The sequence below is a fragment of the Nocardia sp. A7 genome (assembly GCF_046549215.1).
Classification (GTDB): Bacteria; Actinomycetota; Actinomycetes; order Mycobacteriales; family Mycobacteriaceae; genus Nocardia.
In genome coordinates this window covers 564,123-589,593 of record NZ_JAJPWE010000004.1, presented here as the reverse complement: position 1 = coordinate 589,593, position 25,471 = coordinate 564,123, and the positions used below count along the sequence as shown (strand labels likewise).

General features: G+C 66.3%; 23 protein-coding genes and 1 tRNA gene. 15 read left to right on the top strand and 9 right to left on the bottom strand.

Annotation, left to right across the window (positions count from 1 at the left end):
- Positions 1-102: 102 nt before the first annotated feature.
- The 4 genes from ACLJPD_RS24665 to ACLJPD_RS24650 all read left to right on the top strand — a co-directional run bounded on the left by ACLJPD_RS24665 (position 103) and on the right by ACLJPD_RS24650 (position 7,989).
- The gene (locus ACLJPD_RS24665; RefSeq protein WP_410875153.1) at positions 103-1,485 is read left to right on the top strand and encodes a styrene monooxygenase/indole monooxygenase family protein; all 1,383 of its coding nucleotides are present in this window, start codon (positions 103-105) and stop codon (positions 1,483-1,485) included.
- A 242-nt stretch (positions 1,486-1,727) separates the two neighbouring features.
- The gene (locus ACLJPD_RS24660) at positions 1,728-3,395 is read left to right on the top strand and encodes a fatty acyl-AMP ligase (protein WP_410875152.1); all 1,668 of its coding nucleotides are present in this window, start codon (positions 1,728-1,730) and stop codon (positions 3,393-3,395) included.
- An 11-nt stretch (positions 3,396-3,406) separates the two neighbouring features.
- Complete coding sequence (locus ACLJPD_RS24655) at positions 3,407-3,673, top strand: acyl carrier protein (protein ID WP_410875151.1); 267 nt, start codon at positions 3,407-3,409, stop codon at positions 3,671-3,673.
- A complete protein-coding gene (locus ACLJPD_RS24650; protein ID WP_410875150.1) occupies positions 3,670-7,989 on the top strand; it encodes a type I polyketide synthase in 4,320 nt (1,439 codons plus the stop codon). Before ACLJPD_RS24655 ends, ACLJPD_RS24650 begins: the two co-directional genes overlap by 4 nt.
- A 7-nt stretch (positions 7,990-7,996) precedes the next feature.
- Here the strand turns inward: ACLJPD_RS24650 and ACLJPD_RS24645 are convergent, their stop codons facing one another.
- A complete protein-coding gene (locus tag ACLJPD_RS24645) occupies positions 7,997-9,253 on the bottom strand; it encodes a reverse transcriptase family protein (RefSeq protein WP_410875149.1) in 1,257 nt (418 codons plus the stop codon).
- A 417-nt stretch (positions 9,254-9,670) separates the two neighbouring features.
- On the opposite strand from ACLJPD_RS24645, the gene ACLJPD_RS24640 reads away from it, so the two are divergent.
- Positions 9,671-10,819: a DUF2254 family protein gene (locus ACLJPD_RS24640; protein WP_410875148.1), complete on the top strand. Its 1,149-nt coding sequence runs from the start codon at positions 9,671-9,673 to the stop codon at positions 10,817-10,819.
- Positions 10,820-11,524: 705 nt separating this feature from the next.
- On the opposite strand, the gene ACLJPD_RS24635 is transcribed toward ACLJPD_RS24640, so the two are convergent.
- From ACLJPD_RS24635 to ACLJPD_RS24625, 3 genes are all read right to left on the bottom strand, one after another.
- Positions 11,525-11,677 (bottom strand): hypothetical protein, encoded by a 153-nt coding sequence (locus ACLJPD_RS24635; protein WP_410875147.1) that lies wholly within the window; start codon positions 11,675-11,677, stop codon positions 11,525-11,527.
- A 141-nt stretch (positions 11,678-11,818) separates the two neighbouring features.
- On the bottom strand, positions 11,819-13,027 hold the full coding sequence (locus ACLJPD_RS24630; RefSeq protein WP_410875146.1) for an acetyl-CoA C-acetyltransferase: 1,209 nt from the start codon (positions 13,025-13,027) through the stop codon (positions 11,819-11,821).
- 18 nt (positions 13,028-13,045) lie between these two features.
- A complete protein-coding gene (locus ACLJPD_RS24625) occupies positions 13,046-13,825 on the bottom strand; it encodes an IclR family transcriptional regulator C-terminal domain-containing protein (RefSeq protein WP_410875145.1) in 780 nt (259 codons plus the stop codon).
- 243 nt (positions 13,826-14,068) lie between these two features.
- Between ACLJPD_RS24625 and ACLJPD_RS24620 the strand changes: the two genes are divergently transcribed.
- Both ACLJPD_RS24620 and ACLJPD_RS24615 read left to right on the top strand, forming a co-directional pair.
- On the top strand, positions 14,069-14,815 hold the full coding sequence (locus ACLJPD_RS24620; RefSeq protein ID WP_410875144.1) for a CoA transferase subunit A: 747 nt from the start codon (positions 14,069-14,071) through the stop codon (positions 14,813-14,815).
- Entirely contained in the window at positions 14,812-15,465 is a 654-nt protein-coding gene (locus tag ACLJPD_RS24615) for a CoA transferase subunit B (protein WP_410875143.1), read from the top strand. The genes ACLJPD_RS24620 and ACLJPD_RS24615 overlap by 4 nt, the downstream gene beginning before the upstream one ends.
- Positions 15,466-15,524: 59 nt before the next feature.
- On the opposite strand, the gene ACLJPD_RS24610 is transcribed toward ACLJPD_RS24615, so the two are convergent.
- The gene (locus ACLJPD_RS24610) at positions 15,525-15,770 is read right to left on the bottom strand and encodes a hypothetical protein (RefSeq protein ID WP_266298859.1); all 246 of its coding nucleotides are present in this window, start codon (positions 15,768-15,770) and stop codon (positions 15,525-15,527) included.
- A 211-nt stretch (positions 15,771-15,981) separates the two neighbouring features.
- On the opposite strand from ACLJPD_RS24610, the gene ACLJPD_RS24605 reads away from it, so the two are divergent.
- Positions 15,982-16,054, top strand: a tRNA-Asn gene (locus tag ACLJPD_RS24605).
- 79 nt (positions 16,055-16,133) lie between these two features.
- On the opposite strand, the gene ACLJPD_RS24600 is transcribed toward ACLJPD_RS24605, so the two are convergent.
- The 4 genes from ACLJPD_RS24600 to ACLJPD_RS24585 all read right to left on the bottom strand — a co-directional run bounded on the left by ACLJPD_RS24600 (position 16,134) and on the right by ACLJPD_RS24585 (position 20,224).
- Positions 16,134-17,348: a tyrosine-type recombinase/integrase gene (locus ACLJPD_RS24600; protein WP_410875142.1), complete on the bottom strand. Its 1,215-nt coding sequence runs from the start codon at positions 17,346-17,348 to the stop codon at positions 16,134-16,136.
- Positions 17,349-17,455: 107 nt separating this feature from the next.
- Complete coding sequence (locus ACLJPD_RS24595) at positions 17,456-17,671, bottom strand: helix-turn-helix domain-containing protein (RefSeq protein ID WP_410875141.1); 216 nt, start codon at positions 17,669-17,671, stop codon at positions 17,456-17,458.
- Between the two features lie 493 nt (positions 17,672-18,164).
- Positions 18,165-19,091, bottom strand: coding sequence for an inositol monophosphatase family protein (locus tag ACLJPD_RS24590; RefSeq protein WP_410875140.1), 927 nt, complete (start codon positions 19,089-19,091; stop codon positions 18,165-18,167).
- A gap of 23 nt (positions 19,092-19,114) precedes the next feature.
- Complete coding sequence (locus ACLJPD_RS24585; RefSeq protein WP_410875139.1) at positions 19,115-20,224, bottom strand: hypothetical protein; 1,110 nt, start codon at positions 20,222-20,224, stop codon at positions 19,115-19,117.
- A gap of 373 nt (positions 20,225-20,597) precedes the next feature.
- Here ACLJPD_RS24585 and ACLJPD_RS24580 point away from each other — a divergent pair, with 373 nt between their 5' ends.
- The 7 genes from ACLJPD_RS24580 to ACLJPD_RS24550 all read left to right on the top strand — a co-directional run bounded on the left by ACLJPD_RS24580 (position 20,598) and on the right by ACLJPD_RS24550 (position 25,431).
- A complete protein-coding gene (locus tag ACLJPD_RS24580) occupies positions 20,598-20,825 on the top strand; it encodes a helix-turn-helix domain-containing protein (protein ID WP_410875138.1) in 228 nt (75 codons plus the stop codon).
- A complete protein-coding gene (locus tag ACLJPD_RS24575) occupies positions 20,822-20,989 on the top strand; it encodes a hypothetical protein (RefSeq protein ID WP_410875137.1) in 168 nt (55 codons plus the stop codon). The genes ACLJPD_RS24580 and ACLJPD_RS24575 overlap by 4 nt, the downstream gene beginning before the upstream one ends.
- Positions 20,986-21,462: a DNA-directed RNA polymerase subunit beta gene (locus tag ACLJPD_RS24570; protein WP_410875136.1), complete on the top strand. Its 477-nt coding sequence runs from the start codon at positions 20,986-20,988 to the stop codon at positions 21,460-21,462. Before ACLJPD_RS24575 ends, ACLJPD_RS24570 begins: the two co-directional genes overlap by 4 nt.
- A gap of 396 nt (positions 21,463-21,858) precedes the next feature.
- A complete protein-coding gene (locus tag ACLJPD_RS24565) occupies positions 21,859-22,668 on the top strand; it encodes an SAM-dependent methyltransferase (RefSeq protein WP_410875135.1) in 810 nt (269 codons plus the stop codon).
- 121 nt (positions 22,669-22,789) lie between these two features.
- Positions 22,790-24,169, top strand: coding sequence for a UDP-N-acetylmuramoyl-tripeptide--D-alanyl-D-alanine ligase (locus tag ACLJPD_RS24560; protein WP_410875134.1), 1,380 nt, complete (start codon positions 22,790-22,792; stop codon positions 24,167-24,169).
- A gap of 19 nt (positions 24,170-24,188) precedes the next feature.
- Positions 24,189-25,052, top strand: coding sequence for a phosphotransferase enzyme family protein (locus tag ACLJPD_RS24555; protein WP_410875133.1), 864 nt, complete (start codon positions 24,189-24,191; stop codon positions 25,050-25,052).
- A 190-nt stretch (positions 25,053-25,242) separates the two neighbouring features.
- On the top strand, positions 25,243-25,431 hold the full coding sequence (locus ACLJPD_RS24550; protein WP_410875132.1) for a hypothetical protein: 189 nt from the start codon (positions 25,243-25,245) through the stop codon (positions 25,429-25,431).
- Positions 25,432-25,471: the final 40 nt, after the last annotated feature.

Here is a 25,471-nt window from a genome sequence, read left to right as displayed (position 1 = left end):
GTGCCGGTCAATTTCCATATGCATTGCGGCACTGCATATTTGGATCGATTCCCGCTGATCGCAACACTCACCATCGAGCGAACGTGAGCGCACCATTCCGGTATGACATCGCAGACTCCCGTTTCCCGCTCCATTCGTTCGGCCGCGGTAATCGGCGCCGGCCAAGCCGGCGTCACTGCGGCGCTAGGACTTCTCGACGCCGGTTTCACCGTCACCCTCTACAGCGACCGAGATCAACGCTCCCTCCGTAACGACGTACCCGCCACCGGCACCGCCCTGGAATTCGGCGAGACCCAGCAGGCCGAGGCCGCGCTCGGACTCGACAGCTACACCGGCCGCGCACCCCGCCACACCGGGCTCAGCGTGCGCATCGCCGGACCGGAGAACGCCGAACTGATCGCCTTCGACGGCGCCTTCGACGGCTACGTCGGCGTCGCCGTCGACACCCGCCTCAAGGCAGACGAACGACTCACCACCTTCATCGCACGTGGCGGCGATTTCGTCGTCGAACCGGTCACTGTCGAATCCCTCGACGCCATCGCCGCCGCCAACGAGCTCACCCTGGTCGCCACCGGCCGCGGCGGACTGGCCGACCTGTTCGCGATCGACGAAGAGCGCACTGTCTACGACAAGCCGCAGCGCTCGCTGCTCACGGTCACCGTGACCGGCCTCGGCTTCGACTCCGGGGTGTTCGCGCACCGCAGTCCGGCGGGCGGCGCGCACAGCCTGTTCTCCATTCTCGCCGAACAGGGCGAGGCGTGGTGGGGTCCGTACCTGCACAAGGACGCGGGCCCGAGCTGGGCGTTCCTGGGCTGGGCCCGACCCGGCAGCGACTGGGAAACCCGTTTCGCCGCAGCCGATTCCGCCGAATCGGCGCTGCGGATCGTGAAGGACCTCTACCGCGACTACATCGACTGGGATCTGCCGGAGGTGCAGGCCACCCAGGTGATCCCCGAAGACCCGCACTCCTGGCTCAAGGGTGCGGTTCGGCCGGTCGTGCGGGCCGGGGTGGGACGCACCGCGAGCGGCCACCTGGTAGCCGCCCTCGGTGACACCGCGGTCACCTACGACCCGGTCGCGGGCCAGGGCGCGCAGAGCGGGCTGATCCAAGCGCAGCGTCTGGTCGCGGCCGCCGCCGTGCACGACGGACCGTTCGACGAGCAGTGGATCACCGACCAGTACGCCGCATTCCTCGCCGCCCGCAGCGACGCCGCCGCCAAGGTGACCCGGCTGTTCCTCAGCGACCCAGAATTCGCCGACATCGGCGGCCAGTTCTTCGCCACCGCCGCCGTCGACCCGAAGTTCGCCTCTGCCCTGGTCGGCCTGCTGCACCGTCCACAGCCGTTCCTGCCGATCGACTCCCCCACCGACGCCGCCGCCTACATCACCGGGGTCACCGGAGCGGACGCGGGCGAGTTGCTGGCGAAGTTCGCCCCGGCCGGCCGCTTCGAGCGCTCGACGTTCGCCCCGGCCGCCGTCAGGTAACGGGCCACGATCCGGCCGGCCGCGGCGTGCATGCCCGCGGTCGGCCGGTCGGCTGTTCACCACGGCTGAGCTGTGCATCCGTTCGGTGGGTGCGTGTCGACAGTTGGGCTGTCACCCAAGGGTGGGCAGCGGACACCCCGGGGTTCGCTGGGTGATACCTGCGGGCACTATCCCCACCGCCACAGAGAGCGGATAGTCATAGTCAACCCCTATGGCTTTCTCCCCTGTGAAGGAACGGCGACATGCAGCCCAGCTACGTGCACCACGTCAGGCAGCAGGTTCGCGCCTACGGACAGACCCGCACCTACACCTACCTCCGTGAGGCAGGGCGCGAGCTCGTCGAGGAGGTCGCCACCTATCGCGACCTCGATCGCGACGCCAGGGCTGTGGCCGCGTGGCTGGCCGACCGCCCGGAATCGACCGAACCCGTCGTCCTGCTCTACCTCGACGGTATGGCTTTCCTGCGGGCCTTCCTCGGCTGCCTCTACGCCGGTGTCGTCGCGGTGCCCGCGCCGCTGCCGCACGACGAGCGCAGCACCCGACGCGTCGCGGGCATCATCGCCGACTCCGGTGCCCGATTGGTTCTCACCACCGCCAACTTCCAGCCGATGGTCGCGGCGGCGACCACCGCCGCCGTCGCGGCGACCGACGAAGAACACGGTGACCCCGACATTTGGCAGATGCCCGATATCGACACCGGGACCATCGCGTTCCTGCAGTACACGTCCGGCTCGACCGGCACGCCGAAGGGCGTCGTCGTCACCCACGGCAACCTCCTGCACAACGAAGCCGCGATCTCCACCTCGGTCGGCATCGACGACGCCTCGACCGGCGTCAGCTGGATCCCGCAATTCCACGACATGGGCCTGATCGGATCGCTTCTCGCCTCGATCTACGCCGGCGCGAACCTGGTGTTCATGTCGCCAACCACCTTCCTCAAGCGCCCCGTGCGCTGGCTACAGGCGATCGACAAGTACGGCGCGACCTGCACCTCCGCCCCGAACTTCGCCTATGAGCTGATCGCCAAGCGCGTCACCGACGAGCAATTGTCCACCCTCGACCTGTCCACCCTCGAGGTGGCGTTGTGCGGCGCCGAGCCGGTCCGCGAACGAACCATCGCCGCGGTGCGCGAACGGTTCGCCTCCGCCGGATGGCGCCCGACCGCACTGCTGCCCGCCTACGGTCTGGCCGAGGCCACGCTGCTCGTCACCGCGGGGCCGATCGACGCACCGCCGGTCGTCATCGAGGGGCCCGACAGCTCGCTGGTCGGTTGCGGACAACCGGCGCGCGGTCTCACCGTCCGCGTGGTCGACCCGCACACCGGGCAGCAGGTCGCCGACAACACCGTCGGCGAGATCTGGATTCAGGGCGACAGCGTTGCCGCAGGCTACTGGAACCGACCCGAGGAGACCCGGCACACCTTCGACGCGCACCTCGGCGACGAAGGGCCGTTCCTGCGCACCGGCGACCTCGGCATGCTGCGCGAGGGCGAACTGTTCGTCACCGGGCGGTTCAAGGACCTGCTGATCATCAACGGCCGAAACCTCTATCCCCAGGATGTCGAGGAAGTGGTGGAGCAGCTGCACCCCGCGCTCACCACCGGCGTCGCCGTCTCCGTCGAAGCAGGCGACCGCGAACGACTCGTCGTCGTGCAGGGCATCAAGACAGCGCTGCTGCGTGGTACCACCCTCGCCGAGCTGACCTCGACGATCAAGATCGCGGTCGCCCGCGGTTTCGATGTCCCCGCGCCGAGCGTCGTCCTCATCGAAAGCCGCTCGGTGCACCGCACCACCAGCGGCAAGGTCCAACGGGCCTCGATGCGCGAGGCCTTCCTCGACAGCAGCATCGGGACCGTCCTGCACGAAGATCTCGAACCGGCCCTGAGCCGCTCATCGACCGCGAACCGCTGAGGAGCCGAAACATGTTCACCACCATCGATACCCACTCCACCACGATCCAGGACTGGCTCATCGAGCGCGTCGCCGACTACACCGAACGCGCACCGCACCAGGTGGACCCGGTGATCCCGCTCGCCGAACTCGGCATGGACTCGGTCTCGGCGGTGGCGCTGTGCGGCGAGATCGAAGACCGGTGGCTGCTCGACATCGACCCGACGCTGGTCTTCGAATACCCCACCATCGCGGCCATCGCCACCTACCTCACCGCCGAGATCGCCGTCGCGGCATGACCGACATCGCTGTCGTCGGCCTCGACTGCCGCTTCCCCCGCGCCGCCGACCCGGCGCAGTTGTGGCAGCTGCTGATCGACGGCCGCGACGCGATCTCCGAAGTCCCGTCGAGCCGCTGGAACGCCGACGACTTCCACGACCCGGCGGGCGCACCCGGCACCATCAACACCCGCAGCGGCGGATTCATCGACGACGCCGACGCGTTCGACGCCGAATTCTTCGGCATCACCTCCCACGAAGCCGAGTCGATGGACCCGCAACAACGCCTGCTGCTGCAGGCCACCTGGCGCGCGTTCGAGGACGCCACCCTCGATCCCCGCGCGCAATCCGGTTCGCGGACCGGGGTTTACGTCGGGGTGATGGCCAACGAGTGGGCCAATCTGCAGATGAGCGACTATGCCGCGATCACGCCGCAGCACGGATCCGGCAACGGCTACTTCATGACCGCGAACCGGCTGTCCTATCAGTTCGACCTCGCGGGGCCGAGTATCGCGGTCGACACGGCATGCTCCTCGTCGCTGGTCGCGGTCCATCTCGCGTGCAATGCCCTGACGGCGGGCGATTGCGACCAGGCCGTCGCGGGCGGGGTCAATCTCGTGCTGACCCCGGCTGTCGGTGTGTTCTACACCCAGGCGGGTCTGTCGGCGCCGGACGCGCGATGTAAACCGTTCAGCGGCAACGCCGATGGCATCGTGCGCGGGGAAGGCGTCGCGGTGCTCGTCCTGCGACGCCTGGCCGATGCCGAGGCCGCGGGGCTGCCGATCTACGCGGTGATCAAAGGCAGCGCGGTCAATTCCGACGGGCGCAGCAACGGCATCACCGCGCCGAACCGGTGGGCCCAACAGCAGGTGATCAGCGAGGCCTATCTGCGCGCCGGCGTACGGCCCGATGACATCGACTTCATCGAGGCGCACGGCACCGGCACAGTTCTCGGCGACATGATCGAGGTCAAGGCGCTCGGCAAGCTGCACGCGCGCAATCGGGCGCGGTCCTGCGGAATCGGTTCCATCAAGGGCAATCTCGGCCACACCGAGGGCGCCGCGGGAGTCGCCGGACTCATCAAAGCCGTTCTCAGCCTGCATCACGGTGTCGTCCCGCCGTCGCGGTTCGCCGACCAGGAGAATCCGCGCCTGCAGATGGAGCGCCACGGCCTGCGTCTGCTCGCCGACCTCATGCCCCTCGACGGACCCGCGCACTGTGGCGTGAGCAGCTTCGGCCTCGGCGGCACGAATGTGCACATGGTGCTCGCGAGCGCGCGCACCACCGAGGCGCCCGCGACGGCAGGGGCGGGGGTGCTCACCATCTCGTCGGACAACGAGGACGGGTTGCGACGCAACGCACTTCGACTGTCCGACGCACTGCGGTCGTCGCGACACCACAACTTCGATCAACTCTGCTGGACGAGCAATCAGGTCAAATCGTCGGGCCGCAACCGGCTCGCCGTCGTCGCCAACGACCGGGACGAGGCGATAGCGCAACTGCGCACCGGTGCGCTACATCAGGGTGTCGCGCGGCCGGTGCGCGTCGGCTGGATGTTCACCGGTCAGGGATCGCAGTTCCCCGGGATGGGGCGCACGCTGCACGAGGCGAGCCACGGGTTCCGGCAGGCACTCGACCTGGTCGATACCGCCATGGCCCCGCACCTCGGCCGCTCGGTCCGGGACCTGCTGCTCGACGAGCACGCCGACGTCGACCCCACCGCGCTCGCCCAACCGGCGATCTTCGCCATGGAATACGCCGTCGCCAAGACGCTCGCCGACCTGGGCGTGCGGCCCGCCTGGCTGATCGGGCACAGCATCGGCGAATTCGCGGCCGCCGCGGTGGCTGGCGTCTTCGCTCTCGACGACGCCTGCAAGCTGGTCACCGCGCGCGGTCGGCTGATGCAACGCCTGCCTGCGGGTGGCGCGATGCTGGCCGTCCGCTCGACCACAGAGCGGATCGCCGACCTGCTCACCGCTGAACCCGCGGTGGTGCTCGCAGCCGTCAACGGCCCGGAGGATCTTGTCCTGTCCGGCGACGCCGAGGCGATCTCCCGCATCCGTTCGGCACTGCGTACCCGTTCGGTGATCGCGAAGCCGCTCACCGTGTCACACGCGTTCCACAGTCCGCTGATGGCGCCGATGCTGGCCGAGTTCGAGGCCGTCGCCGGTACCTGCGTCTACCGTGCCGCCGCCCTGCCGATCTACTCGACGGTGCGTGGCCGACTTCTCGACCCCGGTGAGGTGCTGGATGCCAATTACTGGACCGAACACGTCCGCGCCACAGTTCGTTTCGGCGACGCCGCGCACGCCGCGCTCGACACGGATCCGACCCATCTCGTCGAGATCGGACCCCGCCGCGTTCTCGCCGCGTCGGTGCGACGGATCAATCCCGAACTCGGCGCACGCTACCTGTCTCCGAGCCCCGGCCCGAGCGCGACCGGCGACGAACTCGCCGCCACCGTCGCCGCGCTCTACTGCGACGGCCTGAACCCCGAATGGGACGAACTCTACGAACCCGCGCAGCGCGTCCGTCGGCGCCTACCGGTGTACGAGTTCTCCCTCGCGCACCGATTCTGGGTGGAGCCACCCGATGTCAACGAAGTCGGTGCCTCGGCATTCGATCCGAAATCCCCACCGGCACGAGCACAGACCGAGGCAACCATGATCGACCCACTGATCGCGCTCTTCCGTGAACAGAACGCCGTGCTGGCAAGTCTGCTGGCCACACCTGCGCAGGCACACGGCCCGCACCTCGACACCTCGCGCGAGGATATCGCCCCGGACGCTGTCGCGGGTATTGTCCGAGCGGAACTGGCCAGGGTGAGCGGGTTCCCTGCCGACCGGCTGCGCGACGACCGAACACTCGGTGACGGCCTCGGTTTCGATTCGCTCATGCTGACCGACCTGTTCGCCGGCCTGGCACGCAAACTCCCCGGCACGACCATCGACCCGACCCTGATCACCGGGGCAACGACATTGGGCGACGTCATCGCCCACTTCAGTGGTCAACTCACCGATTCGCCCGTCGCGGCGAACACGTCTGTCGACCCGCTTCCCCACCCGCCCGAAACCGTCTCCCCCGCAGCCGAAGCCAGGCCGACCACTGTCGAACCCGAATATCTGATCGCCGAGTTCGCCGAGGTGCGCGCCATCGCAGACCGGCTCGCAGGCGCCGAAGCGCTCGGTCTGGCCAATCCCTACTTCTTGATCAACGACGGCGTCACCAGGGATACCTCGTTCATCGGCGGCACCCAGGTGGTCAACTTCTCCAGCTACAACTACCTGGGGATGTCGGGCCACCCCGGGGTCGTCGCCGCCGTTCAAGACGCCGTAGCCCGCTACGGCAGCTCGGTCTCGGCCAGCCGCCTCCTGTCCGGCGAGAAGCCGATCCATCGCGAACTCGAGGCCGAACTGGCCGCCCTGCTCGGTACCGAGGACGCGATCGCGCTGGTCGGCGGCCACTCGACGAACGTGACGATCATCGGCCATCTCGTCGGACCGCAAGACCTGGTCATTCACGACAGCCTGGCGCACGACAGCATCCTGCAGGGCTGCCAACTGTCCGGCGCGACGCGCAGACCGTTCCCGCACAACGACCACGCCGCCCTCGACGCGTTGTTGACCGAGATCCGCCACCAGTACCGCCGGGTGCTGATCCTCATCGAAGGCGTCTACAGCCAGGACGGTGACATCCCCGATCTGCCCGCGATCATCGCGGTCAAGAAGAAGCACCGAGCACTGCTGATGATCGACGAGGCGCACAGTATCGGGGTGCTCGGTGCGACCGGCGGTGGCATCGGCGAGTACTTCGGGGTCGACCGCGGCGACGTGGAGCTGTGGTCCGGCACGATGTCGAAATCGCTCGCGGGCTGCGGTGGCTACGTAGCCGGCAGCGCGGACCTGGTGCGATTCCTGAAGTACACCACCCCCGGCTTCGTCTACAGCGTCGGAATGACACCGATGAACGCCGCCGCATCCCTGGCCGCCATGCGCCTGTTGCGGGCCGACCGCGAGCCGCTCGACCGCCTGCGCCGCAACTCGGAACTCTTTCTACGCCTTGCCCGCGAGGCAGGCGTCGATACCGGCGACAGCCTCGACACCCCGATCATCCCGTGCATCGTCGGCGACTCACTGAAGACGCTGAAACTGTCCACCGCGCTGCTCGGTCGCGCGATCAACGTCAACCCGATCATCTACCCGGCCGTCCCGGAGGACCTCGCCCGGCTCCGCTTCTTCGTCACGGCCTGCCATACCGAAGATCAGATCCGCGCCACCGTCACCGCGCTCGCCGAAGAACTCGCCCAGCTTTCCGCCGACGACCTCGTCGACCACTAGCCGCCGGTCAGCTGGTCCAGTCGACGCGGTCGGCCATGGCGAGGAGTTTGTCGCGACGGTGCGGGCTCATCTCGCCGACCCAGGAGATCAGGCCGTAGACGTGGGCACGGAAGTCGTTGTGTTCGTGGCGATTCTGTGCGGCCGCGCCTGTCCGAGCACAGTTGTGCAGCAGGGCACGGAGGGCGTCGTAGCGGTCACGGGGCGCGGCCGGGGAGTCATTGACGACGAGACCGGCCAGCACCTGGCGCTGGTGAGCACGGCGGACCAGAGTCTTGCCGGTATGCACAGTGAAGCCCTCGTCCCGGGCGATGCGGGTCACCGTCCAGATCAGCCGGGCGGTGTCGAGGTCGGCCTTGCCAGAGAAGGCGAGGTCGTCGGCGTAGCGGGTGTAGGTCAGGTCGTGGCGGTGCGCGTAGCCGGTCAGGCGGCGGTCGAGGCCGCGCGCGACGAGGTTGGCCAGGCGTGGCGAAGTCGGGGCGCCCTGCGGTAGATGCCGGGCCGCGAGCAAGGTGCGCTGGGAGTAGTCGAGTCCACGCAGCTCGACCACCGGGGATGCGGTGGTGCACAGTTCGGCGAGAACGCGAGCGACTACGGCGGAGTAGCCGCAAGCCGCGAACACCGCGCGCACCCGCGCCACTGCGATCGTCGGAAAGAAATCGCGCAGATCCTGCCTGATCACCACCTCGGATCCGGCATGCGGTGCGGCGAATGTCGTTGCGTTGCAGTCCTTCTCGAAGCCGTGACACGCGGGATCAGCGGGGATGCCGGCAAGAACCCGACGCAGGATCCGTCGCTGGATCTCGCGCAACCGCACCTTCGGCGCCTCGACCAATCGCACCCCCGTAGCCTTCGGCAACCGCCGATAGCGGTAGTGCGACAGCGTTTGTGATGCCCGCCGCAACCAGCCACCCCGATCGGCGAACCACTCGAGCTCGGTCGGCGTCACATTCAGCAGCAGACCCAATGCGGCGAGATCCGGGATCTCGACCGCACCGAATCTCATCGGAGCCACCACGGGATCGAGACGAACAACTGTCGTCGGCAGCTTCGGCAAGTCGACCAGCACCCGGCGCAACGTGTTCACCGGATCGACCGGCTCGACCGGCATGAGGTCGATCACCCGCCCCGCGATCTCCTGTGCCCGACCAGGTTCGATCACTTCAGCGAACGCCTCGGCCAGCGTCGAGAGCCCCCACCCGTCGTCGAACAGCGCGAACGAACGTGCCAGCCGTCCGGCCAGCTCGGGCTCGATCGCCGGGCTCATCGAAGTGCGACAGTGACGGGGCGACCAGAATCCTTCGTCTGCGGTTCTGCGCGGCACGCGAAGCGTGCGCCCTTGCTCCGGACGCTGAGCCCTACTGACAAGACGTTCCCAGGGGTTACCCCTGAGGTGGGTCGAACCGACCCGCTCTCCCCCCGCCACCGTCGCACCGGGCCACTGTAACCACACCCCACCTCGCGCGTCGGACCAGGCGCGCCGGGCCCGTGGGAGTCACCCTTTTCGGGTGAGCCGAGCCCGTGGGTCGATGTGTGACCATCGCAGGGTCCGCGTTGGTCGTGCCGACAGGAGCTGAGTCGATGGCTGGTTCACGATGATCCGCGCTGGTCGACGCGTCGTGGTCACCGACCACACGCCCGTCGAAGCCAAGGGGCTCGACCTCCTCGATGCGGGCCGCGCCGAGTGCACACCCGAATAGCCCACCGCCCCCGCCGCCTGCGTGCCGGCCTGGCCCAGCTCGCCTTCATGCTCGCCGGACTCGCCGTGGGACTGGCCGTTCCGAAGGTCGGCTGGGGACCACGCGTAGCGAGCGGCCCGGTGACCGACGCGCTGCTCTCGATCGGGATCGGTCTGCTCGGCGCGGTGGCACTCATCTTCTCGCTGCTGTTCCTGGTGGTGCAGTGGGTGACCACCACGTTCACACCCCGCTTGATGCTGTTCCGCGACGACCCGCTCGTCTGGCGAACCTTCGGTTTCGCCCTCGGATTGGTCGTGTTCTGCATTACCGCCGCGCTCGCCATCGGCAGGCGTATCGAGGTACCGGCACTCGTGCCGCTCCTCGCGATGCTGCTGCTGTTCGTGCTGATCGCGCAATTGCGGACACTGCTGTTGCGGGCGTTCGCCGCTGTTCAGTTGGCGCCGGCCCTCGGCGCGATCGCCGACCGCGGACGAAAGATCCTCGACTCCGTGTACGCCGAGCAGGCCCCCGGCGCGCCGGTGCTGCCGCCGGCACAGACGACGATTGTCTGGAAGCACCCGCCCGCGGTGCTGCAACGGATCGAGATGGCCGAGCTGATCGACGCCGCCGAGGCCGCGAACGTGACCATCGTCGTGCACGCGAGTCCGGGTGCCACCCTGCATCGCGGCAGTCGCGTGGCAGCGGTGCACGGCGGGGAACTGTCCGAAGAGACGGTGCTGCGAGGGTTCGTCGTCGGTGATGAACGGACCTTCGACCAGGATCCGCTGCTGGCGGTTCGGCTGCTGGCCGATATCGCGCTCCGTGCGCTGTCCGCGGCGGTGAACGACCCGGCGACATCCGTCCAGGCCCTCGACGAGTTGGAGGATCTGCTCGGATGGGCGGCCGCGGCACCGCTGGCACCGCTGCGCCGCACCGACGGCGACGGTGTCGAACGGCTTGTCGTTCACCTGCCGGAATGGGAGGAATTCCTGCGGACCGGTGTCGACGACATCACCTACGCCGCCCGCTCGCCGATGGTCATCACCGGTCTCCGGGACGCCCTGCTTCGGGTGCGCGACCGCGCCACCCCCGAGCACACCACCGCGCTCGACAAACGATTGGCCCGACTCGACGACAGAGTCGCCGAGCTATGACTGGATGCGAGCGATGCAGAACCCGTTCGCGGCGTGCTCGAGGGTGAGGGGTTCACGGGATCGCCGACCACCCGGCTCAGATAGCGTTCGGCGGTGTAGCGGGCCTGCTCGTCGGTGAGCCCGGTCGCCGACCGATCGCTGACGATCGGACAGCCGTAGACGGACCGTAACTCGCTGGGCCGCAAGCTCACTGTGATCCGGTCGTTCTGCCAGAAGGGCCCGAATCGGCCGAGCACGCCTGGGCGGCGCACCGCGTCGGTGATCTGTGCGACGTCGCCGTAGATCCGGGGGATCTCGGCGGGTGGTTGGGTCCAGCACTTGCGGATCAACGCGCTCATGTCACCGGCGAGGACATCGTCGAGCCAGGGCCGCAGGACCGACGCCGCCTTCGGACTGTTCGGAACCGCGGCGATCTTCGAGCGATTCCGAAGTCGGTGACCAGCACCTCGTCGGTGATGCAACAGTCCCTGTCGATGCGCGTAGTCCAATCCGGCGGGCGCCTCGGCGACGATGCGCGGGAGTCGTGGATGCTGGGCCAGATACACCGCACCCATCCCGCCGCCACCGAGCTTGCGTTCGATGCGGTATCCCGCCAGGACCGCTCCGGGCCCGAACTCCATCACCGCTCCTTCGCGTCACGACCGCCCACGTGACTGCGCCCAGGCTATCCGCCCCGGCGCACCCCCCGCGGGCGGTCGGATTCGCTCAGGTGGTGGGGTCTTCGTCTCCGACCGCGGTCAGGAAGGTCGGAAACTTGTTGCCGGGGACCGGCTCGGCGGGCGCCGCACTCGCGTCGGTGTGAATCTGGGCGCTGAACAACGGCACCGGTCCGGCGCCGACGGTGTTCGGATCAGTCATGGGTGTCCCCCGTGTATCGATTTACCTGAGCGGTAGTTTCGCCGAGCCTAGCGCCATCCGCACGCGGCCATGGTCGTGGGTCGCCAGGATCCTGCAATCTGCCTGACCAGAACCGGCCACGGCCACGGCGCGCCGGACCCGTCAGACGCGTTCGAAGATGGCAGCCAGTCCCTGCCCACCGCCGATGCACATCGTCTCCAGACCGTAGCGACCTTCGCGGCGGGACAGTTCGTGCAGCAGGGTGGCCAGGATTCTCGCGCCGGTCGCACCGACCGGATGCCCGAGGGAGATTCCCGAACCGTTCGGGTTGACGCGCGGATCGTCGGGTTCGACTTTCCAGGTCCGCAGCACCGACAGCGTCTGCGCGGCGAAGGCCTCGTTGAGTTCGATCAGGTCCATCTCGTCGAGGGTGAGACCCAGTCGGGCGAGCGCCTTTTCGGTGGCCGGAACGGGTCCGATGCCCATGGTGGCCGGTGGCACCCCGGCGACCGCCCACGACGCGAGTCGGGCCATCGGGCGCAGGCCGAGTGCCTGTGCGCGCTGCGGGGTGGTGACGATGCAGACCGCCGCGCCGTCGTTCTGACCGCTGGAGTTGCCCGCGGTGACGGTGGCATCAGGATCGGCGCCGAGCCGGATCGGGCGCAGCCGGGCCAGTGTGTCGAGGTCGGTGTCGGCGCGCGGGTGCTCGTCGATGCGCACCAGCGACGGATCCCGTTTGCGTTGCGGCACAGCGACAGTCACCATTTCCGCTTCGAAGCGGCCGTTCTGTTGCGCGTCGACGGCACGCTGATGCGACTGCACCGCGAGCGCGTCCTGATCCGCGCGGCTGATGCCGAACTGCGCGCGCAGATTCTCCGCGGTTTCGATCATGCCGCCGTCGACGCGAAAGTTCTTGCCACCGGCGGTCACTCGGGCGCGGGCGAGCCGGTCGTGCAGCACCGGGCCGTCGCCGCGAATGCCCCAGCGGATGTCGGAGGCGTAGAACTCGGTGCGGCTCATGGATTCCACGCCACCGGCCAGGACCAGATCACTACCGCCGGATTGCACCTGCATGCACGCCTGCAGCACGGCCTGCAAGCCCGATCCACAGCGCCGGTCCACCTGGATGCCCGGCACGCTGATGCCGAGGCCGGCGTCCAGCGCGGCGACGCGCCCGATCGCGGGCGCGTCGCCGTTGGGTGAGGCCTGACCGAGGATGACGTCGTCGACGGTCGCGGGGTCGAGTCCGGTGCGGGCGATCAGTTCGGTGATCACGGTCGCGGCGAGTTCCTGCGGGGCAAGGTCTTTGAAGACACCCCCGAATCGGCCGACCGGGGTGCGCAGGGGTTCGCAGATAACAGCTTCGGGCATGGATCTTCCTCGTCGGCGTCAGGTGTTGGATCGGATCTGGGTCAGGTCGTGCTCGATCGCGGCGCTGGTCGCGAGCAGGGCGGGGATCAGCGAATCGCGGACCTCGCGCAGCGTGTAGCGGGCGGCCTGGGTGGAGATGTTCACCGCGGCGACGACCGTGCCGTGCTGATCGCGGATGGGCGCGGCCATGGACCGCAGTCCGTGTTCGAGTTCTTGATCGACGACGCAGAACCCGTCGGCGCGGACCTGGGCCAGCTCGGCACGCAGTTGCCGCTTCGTGGTGACCGTCGCGTCGGTGAGCGGCGTCAGGTCGATCTTCGCGAGGTATTCGGCGAGCGCGTCGGTGCTGAGATCGGCGAGCAGGACCCGCCCCATCGAGGTGGCGAACGCGGGGAATCGGGTGCCGATATTGATCGAGACGGTCATGATCCGACTCACCGGAACACGGGCCACGTAGACGATGTCAGTGCCGTCGAGGATCGACACCGAGGTCGACTCGCGGACCTTCTCGGCCAGCGCCTCGAGATGCGGGCCTGCCAGGTCGGGCAGGCTCAGGCTGGACAGAAAGCTGTAACCGAGTTCGAGAACCCTTGGCGTGAGCCAGAACTGGTTGCCGTCGGTGCGCATGTACCCGAGTTCGACCAGGGTGAGCAGGAAGCGCCGCGCGGTGGCGCGGGTCAGGTCGGTGGCGTGGGCGACCTCGCTGAGGGTGCGCCGGGGATGCTCGGCGTCGAACGACCGGATGACGGCGAGGCCGCGCCCGAGGGACTGCACGTAATCCGATGACGGTTCTGTCATGGCTGCCGCAACTCCTTCTCCCTGTCGACCCGATGGCGTCCGCCCCGCGGCGAACGTCGATGCACCGGGCCGGGCCCGAGGCTACGTCGCCGCGGTCCTCTTCGAAGCTCAGCGTGGGCGTTCGCTCTGCGCACTTTCGTCCGCATAGCGAACACATTAAGTCCGCGACCCTCGCAGCCGCAAGTGTTCGTGATACGAACATAGGTGCGCGATGCGAACATTTCGTCTAGCATCGCTGGTGTGATGAACAAAGTCATTGCGACAGCCGCCGAAGCTGTCGCCGATATTCATGACGGCGCGTCGTTCGCGGTCGGCGGGTTCGGCCTGGTCGGCGTGCCCCAGATACTGATCGACGCGGTGCTCGCCCACGGCGCCACCGACCTCGAGGTGGTCAGCAACAACTGCGGCACCACGGGCGTCGGCCTCGGCGTACTGCTGGAGGCCCGCCGGATCCGCCGCACCACCAGCTCCTATGTCGGGTCGAACGCCGAGTTCGCCCGCCAGTTCCTCGCGGGCGAACTCGAGGTCGAACTGACGCCGCAGGGCACCCTGGCGGAACGCATGCGAGCAGGCGGTGCGGGCATTCCGGCCTTCTTCACCCCGGCGGGCGTCGGCACGCAGGTCGCCGACGGCGGTCTACCGCTGCGCTACGACGGCGACGGCGGGATCGCGCTGGCCAGTCCCGCGAAGGAGACGCGCCTCTTCGACGGGGTGCCCTACGTGCTCGAGCACGCGATCGTCACCGACTTCGCGCTGGTGCACGCATGGAAAGGCGACCGGCACGGCAACCTCGTATACCGGCGCAGCGCACGCAATTTCAATCCGCCGGCCGCGACGGCGGGCCGCATCACGATCGCCCAAGTCGAGCATCTGGTGGAGCCGGGCGAACTGGACCCGGACGAAATACACACCCCCGGCATCCACGTGCAGCGAGTGGTGCACGTCGGCAAGGTCGAGGTCGGCATCGAGAACAGGACGGTACGGGCATGACCTGGACACGACAGGAACTGGCCGCCCGGGTGGCAGCCGAGTTGAGCGACGGCCAATACGTGAACCTCGGCATCGGCATGCCGACCCTGGTACCGAACTATCTACCCGATGACGTCACCGTCGTGCTGCACTCGGAGAACGGCGTCCTCGGCGTCGGGCCGTACCCGACCGAGGACGAGGTCGATCCCGAGCTGATCAACGCGGGCAAGGAAACGATCACCGTCCTGCCCGGCGCCTCCTACTTCGACTCCGCACAGTCGTTCGGGATGATCCGCGGCGGCTGCGTCGACGTCGCCGTACTCGGCGCGATGCAGGTCAGCGCCGACGGCGACCTGGCCAACTGGATGATTCCCGGCAAGATGGTCAAGGGCATGGGCGGCGCGATGGACCTGGTCCACGGCGCGAAACGGGTCATCGTGATGATGGAACACCGCTCACGCTCCGGCGAACCCAAGATCCTCGACCACTGCACCCTCCCCCTGACCGGCCTGCGCTGCGTCCACCGCATCATCACCGACATGGCCGTCCTCGACATCGGCCCAGACGGCCTGACCCTGGTCGAAACCGCGCCGGGCGTCAGCGAAGCAGAGGTCCGCGAGGCCACCGGAGCGGTCTTCAGGGTCGCGCTCGCGACCGCGGGTTCCAGCTAAGGTTAGCGACGAATGCTCAGACAGAGCGTGAAAGTGTCTGTGGTGTAGCCGAATTCGGCTCAGCGACGCAACTGGTTGTGTGGAATCAATACCGTGGTGCGCTCGTCGATCGGCTCCATCGGCTCCAGCTTCTGCTGCGTGCTCAACTTGTCCGACAGCCTCTGCCGACCCACCGACACCAGCTTCTTCGTCACCGGGGACCCCGTGACAGCTCGCGTCGCCGCACTGATCTGCTCGTAGCGCGCACGCCCGGCCTTCGTACCGAGCACATACCCGGCCGCTACGCCGATGATCAACCGCAGCATCTCCTGGAGCTCCTCCCACGTCTGTGTGCGCGCTCCATCCTGCCCCAGCCGCCCCACCCATGTCGATCCGGCCACCATCCGACGGCACATCGTTACACACCGCATGTCCCCAGGTAGCGCCCCGATTTGGGTTCCCGCGACACGATGCGCTAAAGTTTCATCTCGGTCAGCCCGCCAAGGCAGACCGCCTGAGTCCAGTCATTCAGGGCAATCCCCTATAGCTCAATTGGCAGAGCAGCCGACTGTTAATCGGCAGGTTTCTGGTTCGAGTCCAGATGGGGGAGCATCTACCAGGGCAAACGTTCGCGTTTGACCCTGGTTTTTGACTATTCTGACCCCTCACTACACGAAAACAACATCTTTTCACCGTTTCAGTCGCTCCAAAGTGGCGGTGAAGTCGGGTGCCTGCGTCGGTTGATCGATGTAGTGGCGGCGGGTCACCGCATCGCCTGCGTGGCCGAGTTGGCGGGCCGCATCCTCCGGACTGTGCACGGTCGCGATCATCGTGGCGACGGTCTTGCGGAAGGTCTTCGCGGTGATCCAGGCGAACTTGTCTCCCCTCGCCTGCTTCCAGAGGCGGTTGAAGTTGTTCGGGTCCCAGATACCACCGTTGCGGTTCGGGAAGACCAAATCCAGCTCGTTCGGAGTGGCTTCGGCTTGCACCCGGCGCAAAGTCTCCACGACGAACGGCGGGATCAACACGGTGCGATAGCCCGAATCGGATTTCGTTCGCGGCTGGCGGATCAGACCTTTGCCCTTGATGCGAACGATCGTGCCCGAGAAGGTGACTCGCGGTGGCATGGCCTCGAGATCGACATCGGACCAAATCAACGCCAACGCTTCTCCGGGACGCGGGCCGGTCCCGAGTTCGACATCGACGACATCGAGGACTCGTTGATTGCGTTTGGGACCGTAGGTGTACCCGGGCGACCCGTCGAGCGGGGCGCCGTTCACCCACTCATCGAGGTGCTGGCGCAACTCGTAGAGAACCTCGATATCGGCGGCGCGCGGTTTGGTGTGCTTGCGTGGCAGGTCTGCCACCTCGCGGACGGGGTTTCGGTCGATCGCGTCGTGACGAACCGCCATGCCCATCATTTCTGACAGGATGACGCGCTGGCGCCGCGCCTTCTCCCGATGTCCGTCGAGCGCGATGCGCTTGATGTGGGCATCAAGTCGCGATGTCGAGGCTTCCCAGACACGTAGCCCGCCCAACGCGGATTTAATCTTGATCGCGTCGGGTCTGGCCCGTTTGTCGGTCGAGACGTCGATCTCGCGACGGTAGAGGTCGAGCGACTGGGGCGTGATCCCGTCCTGGACGGCCTTCTCGGCGAGCCACAGGTCAGCAAGTTCGGTCAGTGTCGTGTCGCGGGTGATGAGCTTGCCGCGCGAGTTCGTTCGGTCGGCCAGCGCACGGCGGAGTGCGTCCTCGGCTTGCCCCTTGGTGGCACCGAAGCGGTCGACGGGCCGGCTGATGCCGTCCTCGTCGCGGTAGCGCGTCGTTGCTCGCCAGCTGCCGTTGCGCTGCCGGGTGGATTTGATCTTGCCGTAGGTGCCGATGGGGAGGGCTTGGCGTGGCATCGAGGTGTCCTCCCTTCAACGGAAATGCGGGCATGGCGGTGCCGGGGACAAGCCGCATTCGGCACACCCATCCGGAGAGGTGTGCCTGTGGGCGCGGCAGTTGGCCGTCAGGCAGGAGTGTTCGGTGGTTGCTCGCGCCGGGTGGCCTCGAGTTGCGCCTGCTCCCATCGCTGAACATCACGCAGTAGGTAGCGGCGGTACCGACCGATCTTGGCGAATCGTGGTCCGCGGTTGGCAGATGCCCACGTAGCCAATGTCTTTGGCGGAATCTTCAGCCTCGCGGCGACTTCGTCGGTGGTCAGCCAGACCTCTTCGCCGGTCATTGGATCGCACCTCGCGCCTGTCCGTTCGAAATGGCGCGGTGCAGCCGGGACCGCTTCGGCGTATCAGGTGGGTAGCCCGCACAGCACGGGCGGCGGGCGGAATCGAGAGAGTCTTGCTGTTGATCGTTGTGCATAATCCAGCCTTAAGTAGGCCCGATCAGCGACTCTTCCTCTTACATGAAACCTCAAAAGACGAGATTTCGCCACAAGAATGTACTGGTGTCGACTCATGTATCGTCTCATCTGATCGAAAACTGTTAGCGCGCAAAGATTTTGAGCTTCCGAAATGATATGTGTTCATCCGCCATCGCTCACGGTACGGATGCATCCGGCCGCGCGAGGTTCGAGCTGCGCCGTGGACGACCTGCCGGACGGATCGAGAGGCAAGGGCGCCGACTGAACAGCCGCAGGGCAGTCGAAGCAGGATGACATCTGAACTCAACACCGTGATCGACCAGGCTGCCGTACTGGACTGCCGACTGGGCGCCCGATGTCACTGCTGAATGGCTTCGCGTATCTCCTCCGCGAGGGCCCGATTGCCGGCCGCGATGAACTTCCGGCGCGTACTCATCGTCTTGTTGATCTCGGGCGTGCTGTTGAGTCCACAATCCAGCGGGATCGGAGCACCATCAAGATCGATCGTCACGCCCCCAGCCGCATGCAGAATGTAATGCCCGGGCGACAGATCCCAAACGGCGAATCCCTTGGCGAATTCCACGGTGGCATCAGTGAATCCGGCAGCGACGTGACACAAGCTGATAGAGCCGAAATCAACGCCGATGCGCCCTCTTCGTTTACCGCCCTCCGACACGGCGCTCAGTGCATCGAAGAAACGTTGCTGCTTTGCCAAGGGGCGAAATCGCTCATCCGGGCGCATCAAGTAGTTCGTAACCAGAGCTTGGGAAAGTCGAGCGTTCGAGGTCCGATTCAGCGTGTGGCGGTCCCCGCTAGTAGTGACCATAAAGGCGCGATCACAACCATCCCTGTCTCGCACGGCCACGTACAGCTGAACATGATGAAAAATATCGCCGACGACCGCAACGATAGGCCGCCTCAGAGAGCGCGAGTAGACCATGATGTGGGTGTAGCCATGCAGGGAGCGAACAGCCAATTCGCTCGTATCCAGCGGGTCCACGAGGACACACAAATCTGGTTCCGAGTCACTTCCAACGACTTGCGGATCATCCTCTTCTGATGCGTATATGAATGATGGTAGATACTCGGACAGGAGTTCCTTGTAGCGTCCGTGCATCCACAGGTCATACTCCGACAAGAAGTTGTCTTCGTGGCGGGCATTTTCGGTCTCCGAACGGCGCCCGGTCAGCGCGGCTTCCACCAAGCGGGGCCGTATCTCGGCCATCATGGTTGTCACCATGTCGGTAATGCGCCGCGCCAGCTCAGTCGTGTTCTGATCACTCATGCGAAGGTCACCTTTGCTCGAATCTAGCGCAACTCCAATGGAGGTTCAATGCCGGGAGGTCCCATCGTTGCGGCAATGAAAATTGCTTCAAATCCTGCCGCACGCATAATCTTTGCGCCGGTGAGATCATCGAAGCTATCGACGTCCAATTGCCGATCTTTGGTCATTGCACCGAAGACCACGAAGTACAGCTCAGCCTTGGGGTAGCGGTCGCGCAGTTGCCTGGCGAGGTAGCCGATTACGTCAGCGTGCTTGACCTCGAAATCACAGATTACGATCGTAGGAGCGTCGTTGGCTTCCGGGTAGAAAGATGCACTGTCCAGGTCTATGCCGTCGCGCACCTTGTTACACCGCAGGTACCCGATTCGGCATCGGGAAAATCGGGATGAAGCAAGAAAGGTGGCCATAACCAAACCGGCCTCATTCACCCCGAAGCATATGTCTACATCTAGGCGTTTGCCCAGGTTTTTGATCTGCTGAGATAGCCGCTCCACCCCATACCCGAAAGTATCCCACGTCAGATCGATCAATCGCCCTGGCTCAGGATTAGGCAGCGTGAACACATCTACCTCAGGGTTCCCGTATTCGACAGTTGGAACCGTCAAGATGAACGTCGGTCCGACTTGACCCCTCCGGGGTTGTGGCGCGGGAACCTGGCTCCTGGTCGCACCATGCTCTAGCGCCGATGTTGGTTCATCGCTTGAAACCTTGTCTTCTGTAAAGCTTTTCAGCGCTAGCTGATCTTCGATAGGCAGTCGCTCGTAGGCTTCGGCGATAAGCTCCGTTGGGCTGATGCTCTCCTCTGCCACCCCCAGCGGCCCCCTTCCGTAGGCCGCGCACAAGATGAGCAAACCGGACATCGGAGGCGGAGAACCCTGGCCCCTGCGGCGCGCCCACGACTCCCAGGCGTTGACCGATGTGCCGCCAAGGCTGGTCTGGTTTCCCGTCACGTCGTTATAGCGCGCTGCCGCCTGGTCTTGGGATAGGCCCGCCGCATAGCGGTACGCCTGCAAACTCGGCACATCCGGGTACTGAGCCATCAGCTCAATGGCCGCACCTTTTACCGACCCCAACTCGGTCCACAGCTTCTTACCCTGTGCGGCCAGCTCACGACCGCGCGCCTGCGGACTCATCTGGTGGCTCGTGCGTGCGTCCGCACCTGATGACCTTGACGACGTTCCCATGACCGGCAGCCCTTCGCCCCAGGAGCAGTAGTTGCCAGAAAGGTTACCCATCACAATGGGCAACTTCTTCGCTTCACACCATCTGCGCAGGTCAAGCTACCCAAGAATCCGTCGGAACTCGTACCGCGCAGCAGGTGTGAGGACCGCTGACCGACTGGGAGGGTGAACAGCAGCAACCACCGCCCCCATAGGAGCCAGCAGCTATGACGGTCTTCGCGCACTCATCAGCTACCGACAAGAGTCGGCATGCTGTCGACCGCCCGACGGCCCATGCACCAGCACAACTCGGGACGTTGCCGCTGCGTACGACAAAGGGGGGTCGATGATCTCGGAGAACCTGACAGATGTTGAGCAACGGGTGCTCGATGTCCTCGTCCCCGGGGGTCTGCTGACTGCCGACACGATCGCCCGCAATCTGAACATGTCGCGGTGGCGTGTAGCGCGTGCCTTGAACTCGTTGCGCCGCAACGGTGACGCCTTTCGGAACCGGCATGCCCAGTGGCGGGTAACGGTCAGGCAGTGTCCCCTCGAACGGCAGAGTTCGCGATGAGAAGCTCCGTCCCCGCCGAGCCCGATCCGTCATTGCGGGAACTGCGCCGAGCGCTCGAAGCGATGCGTGAGGCCGGTTGGCTCATGGGCGCACCCACCACACCCGCGGCCGAAGCCAGCGAGCCACGCGTTCCTGCTCCCGGGTTGCACGAGGAGTCCCGATGACACAGACCAGCCCACCTACTTCGGCGTTCACCGAAACCCCTTCATCGCGCTGCGGCTTCTACCGGCACGTGTGTCGCCTGCCCACCGTGATCGACCCACACACCGGACGAATCACCATGAGGGCCGGTTCGATCGGGGCGGTGATGATGCCGGCCGCATTGGGCCACCAGGTCAAAATGCGCCTCGACGTGCGCGGGGTTGCGCCGTTGTCGATCATCGGTCACCCGCGCGCGCACATGTGGACATTTTTGATCAGGTCCGATATCCGGCCGATCGGCGACCCCACCGAAGTCGCACGGTTATGGGAGGCGCGGGTGGTGGTGATCCGCGACGGCGATATCGCGTTGCCGTCGCCGGTGCCGGACCCGCTGATGATCCGGACGTGGGTGTCTCCAGCTACCAGCGTGTTCCGACCGTCGGGGGCCGTGGTGATCGAATGCACGCTATCGAGCTTGAGGCAGGCACGGCGATGAACAACGGAGGCCGGTCACCGCTCCCTGATGAGCCCGGCATCCATATCACGGTTCAGTTCCACAGTGTGCGAATAGATTTCGCTGCTTGTTTGACAGCAGCGCTGGTGTTCGTCTGCGATGTTGCCGCCCGCCGACCCGGCACCGTCGCCGTCTACCCGGGCCACTGTGCCGGACTGCCGCGCCTGCCAAACGAGCGGCTTTACCTCCAGCCCTGACACGCGACCGGCCTCTACACGACCACCCGAATGCCTTAGGCGCGCCACGGTGAGACCTTGAGACACCTCACGCCGGCCAGGCAGCGCGAAGGCGGCCCCGGACTCGATTTCCGGCGAGCTCGGGGGCCACACCAACTTTCGTCCATCCAGAACCGCCCACCAGTACAGAAAGCGACGACACGTGAGCGATCCCGACCGCGCCACCGTCCTGGATCAGTCCCGGCCCAACAGCGCACGCATCCATACCGCGCTCCTCGGCGGCAAAGACTGCTACACCGCCGACCGTGCAATCGCTGAGAAACTGACCCGGAACAAGATCGCCCCTGCGTTCACCGAATCACGTCGGTTCGCCCTACGCGCGGTCGGATACCTCATCGACCACCAGGTCACCCAGTTCGTAGAACTCGGGTGCGGCTTCCCGCACACACCGAACATCCACGACGTCGCCGCCGAACGCACCAATACTGCCCGCACCCTCTACATCGACAACGACCCGATCGCAGCCACCCACGCCCGCGCCCTGATGACCGGACACACCACCCACACCGCCGAAATCGACCTCACCGACACCACCGCCGTCTTCGACGCGATCACCACCACCCTCGACACCACCGAACCCATCGCGCTATTGCTGTCCGGCACTGCCGAACTCATCGACGACGCCGCGTCGATGATTGCGGGTTTGACCCACCTACCAATCGGTATATGGCTGGCGCTCACCCACATCACCGCCGACATCCACGGCCACCAAGTCAACTCCGCCGCGCAGACCCTGCGCGCGGCCGGGATCACTTACCACCCGCGGACGCACGGCGACATCGCCGCGATGCTCACCAACTACCGCCTGCACACGCCCGGACTGATCGCCCCGCACCGGTGGCGACCCGAATTCCTCGGCTCCGACCGCTACGACCACGCCACCGAACCGCAACACCCCACCGCGTGGGACCTGAGCGCTTACGCCGCGATCGGCCGACTGTGCAGGACTTGAGCCAATCCCAGCGATCAGGCCGGTCCGGTGGCGAGCATGATCGTGGCGCACAGCCGATCTCGCCGTCCGCAAGGCAGTCCCAAAGTCCCGGCACCACTGTGATATCGAAAGGTTGGAACACATGATTCCCATGACCCTCGCCGAGATCGCCCACGCGGTCAGCGGTCGGCTCGACGCCGTCTCCAACGACCAAGTCACCGTTACCGCACCGACCGCATTCGACTCCCGCCACGTCGAGACCGGTGGACTGTTCGCCGCGCTGGGCGGCAACCGGGTCGATGGCCACGACTTCGCCACCGCCGCAATAGAACAGGGCGCGGTCGCAGTCCTGGCATCACGCCCCACCGGTTGCCCAGCGATCATCGTTGACGACGTGGTGACCGCGATGAGCGATCTGGCCCACGCCGTCGCAACCCGCTACACCGGCAGTGTCCTCGCCATCACCGGGTCGGCGGGCAAAACCTCCACCAAGGATCTACTCACCCAGATCCTGGCCCGCCACGGCAGCGTCGTGGCCACCCAACGTTCGTTCAACAACGAGATCGGGTTCCCACACACCGTGCTGCGAGTCGAGGCCGACACCGACTTCCTCGTATTGGAGATGGGTGCGCGCGGGCGCGGCCACATCAGCCACCTCGCCGCCATCGCCCGCCCGCAGATCGGCGCGGTCCTGGGCATCGGCTCGGCCCACATCGGCGAATTCGGCAGCCGCGAGGCGATCGCGGTCGCCAAACGCGAACTCATCGAAGCTCTCGACGCCACAGGTATCGCTGTCCTCAACGCCGATGACGCGCTGGTGGCCGCCATGGCCGACCACACTCGCGCGCAGGTCTTGCGATTCGGCACCGGGACAGATGCCGATGTGCGTGCCACCGACATCAACCTCGACGCCAGCGCTCGCGCGCAGTTCACCCTGCGCCACGGTGACGATTCTGCACCGGTCACGCTCGGCGTGGCCGGTGAGCATCATCTGACCAACGCACTCGCCGCGGCCGCACTAGCGTTGTCCGCCGGTGTCGAATTTGTCACTGTCGCTGCAGGTCTCAACGGTACAGTTCTGGTCTCGGGCAGCCGGATGGAAGTCACCGAACACCCCGACGGGATCACCGTGATCAATGACGCGTTCAACGCCTCGCCGGATAGCGTTGAAGCCGCACTGCGGTCGCTGGCCACGATCGCCGCCACAGTCCGACCCACCATCGCGGTCCTCGGAGAGATGCGTGAACTCGGCGACACCGCACCGGAATTGCACGCAAAGATCGGACGTCAGGTCGCAGACCTGGGCATCGGCACCCTGATCACCGTTGGCGGCCACCACGCCGGACTCATGGCCACCGCCGCCCGCGACGCGGGCTCCGCGCAGGTCACCCACATCGAAACCAAAGACCAAGTGCTGGCCGTGATCACCGAAGGCTTGCGCGGCCGTGACGTCGTTCTGATCAAGGGCGCCAACTCCGCCGGCCTGTTCGAGACCGCCGCAGCACTCGCCGTCGGTCATTGACCAGCGGATGCGAAACATCATGAGAAGCAACGACATCGTGGCACTGGCCCGAGCGGCATGCGCCCAGGCCCAGGTCCGCGCTACCCGGATCGACCCGATCCGGTTGCGCGACAACGCCATGCTACGCACCGACACCGCCACCATCATCCGAGTACACCAGCGCGGGGAACTGGCCACTGCCGTCCGGGAGCTGCGCGCAGCCGACTGGCTGCGTTCCCACCACGTTCGCGCACCCGAACCGCTGGTGCCCGACCCGGTCGTGGTGGCCGGGCGGCCTGTCACCTTCTGGGAGGATCTCGGATCGGGTGGTCCAGCCGATGCTGCCGAAACCGGGGCGATGCTCGCACGGCTGCACACGCTGCGCGTGCCCAACCACCTCGGGCTGCCCCGGTTCACCCTGCCCGACTTCACCGAGCGCATTGACCAATGCCTCACCGACAACACGGAAAAGGCGTGGCTGCGACGCTATGCCGCAGACCTCGCGACACGGTGGAACGCGCTGGAATGGCCGAGCCCGTGGTGTGTCATCCACGGCGACCCGTCCCCAGCCAACACCATGGCCGCCGCCACCGGTGGACACGTCGTCGACCTGGAACGCTGCTGCATCGGACCACCACAATGGGACCAAGCCACCGTCGCCTTCCAATCCGACACCCTCTCGGACCCACCAGACCGATGGGAACGGTTTGCCAACGCTTACGGCTCCGACGTCACCGACTGGAAGGGCTACCCGGTGATCCGCGACATCCGATCCTTCGAGCTGTGCCTGTTCGCGCTACGCCACGCTGCGGTCTCCGACCACGCCCGCCGCCAAGCTGACTATCGGCTGGGCTGCTTGCGCGGGCAACGAGGCCAGCGACCATGGGGATGGACCGCACCCTGAAGGAGTCGACAGCGCCGGAGTCGGGAACGTCGGAGCGAAAGTTCGCGCGATAATCGGGCGCGTTCCCACGAAATCCCCTGCTCACACATGGTTTTCGCGTCCGAATGGTGTGGCAACCGGAGAAACTGTCGGTGGCCACCGCTACGCTCATCGAAACCGCAGCTCAGCCAACCGTTCAGGGGGAACGACCGTGACCGACTCCTACCCGGACCAGCCCGCATCGGTGCCGCTGTTCAGCGCCGAACATCACGCTGACACCACGAAGGCGCACCCGAACCCCGTCGCCGCCAACCAGTTCCCGGTCTTCCTTGCCGCCGATGGCGCCGCAGCTCCCGAGCGAGCGGCCGAGAGCGCGTGGCCTGTCGCACCACGGCGGTGAAGGACAAGTACCGCGACCGGCGCGCGATCGCCGCGAGTGT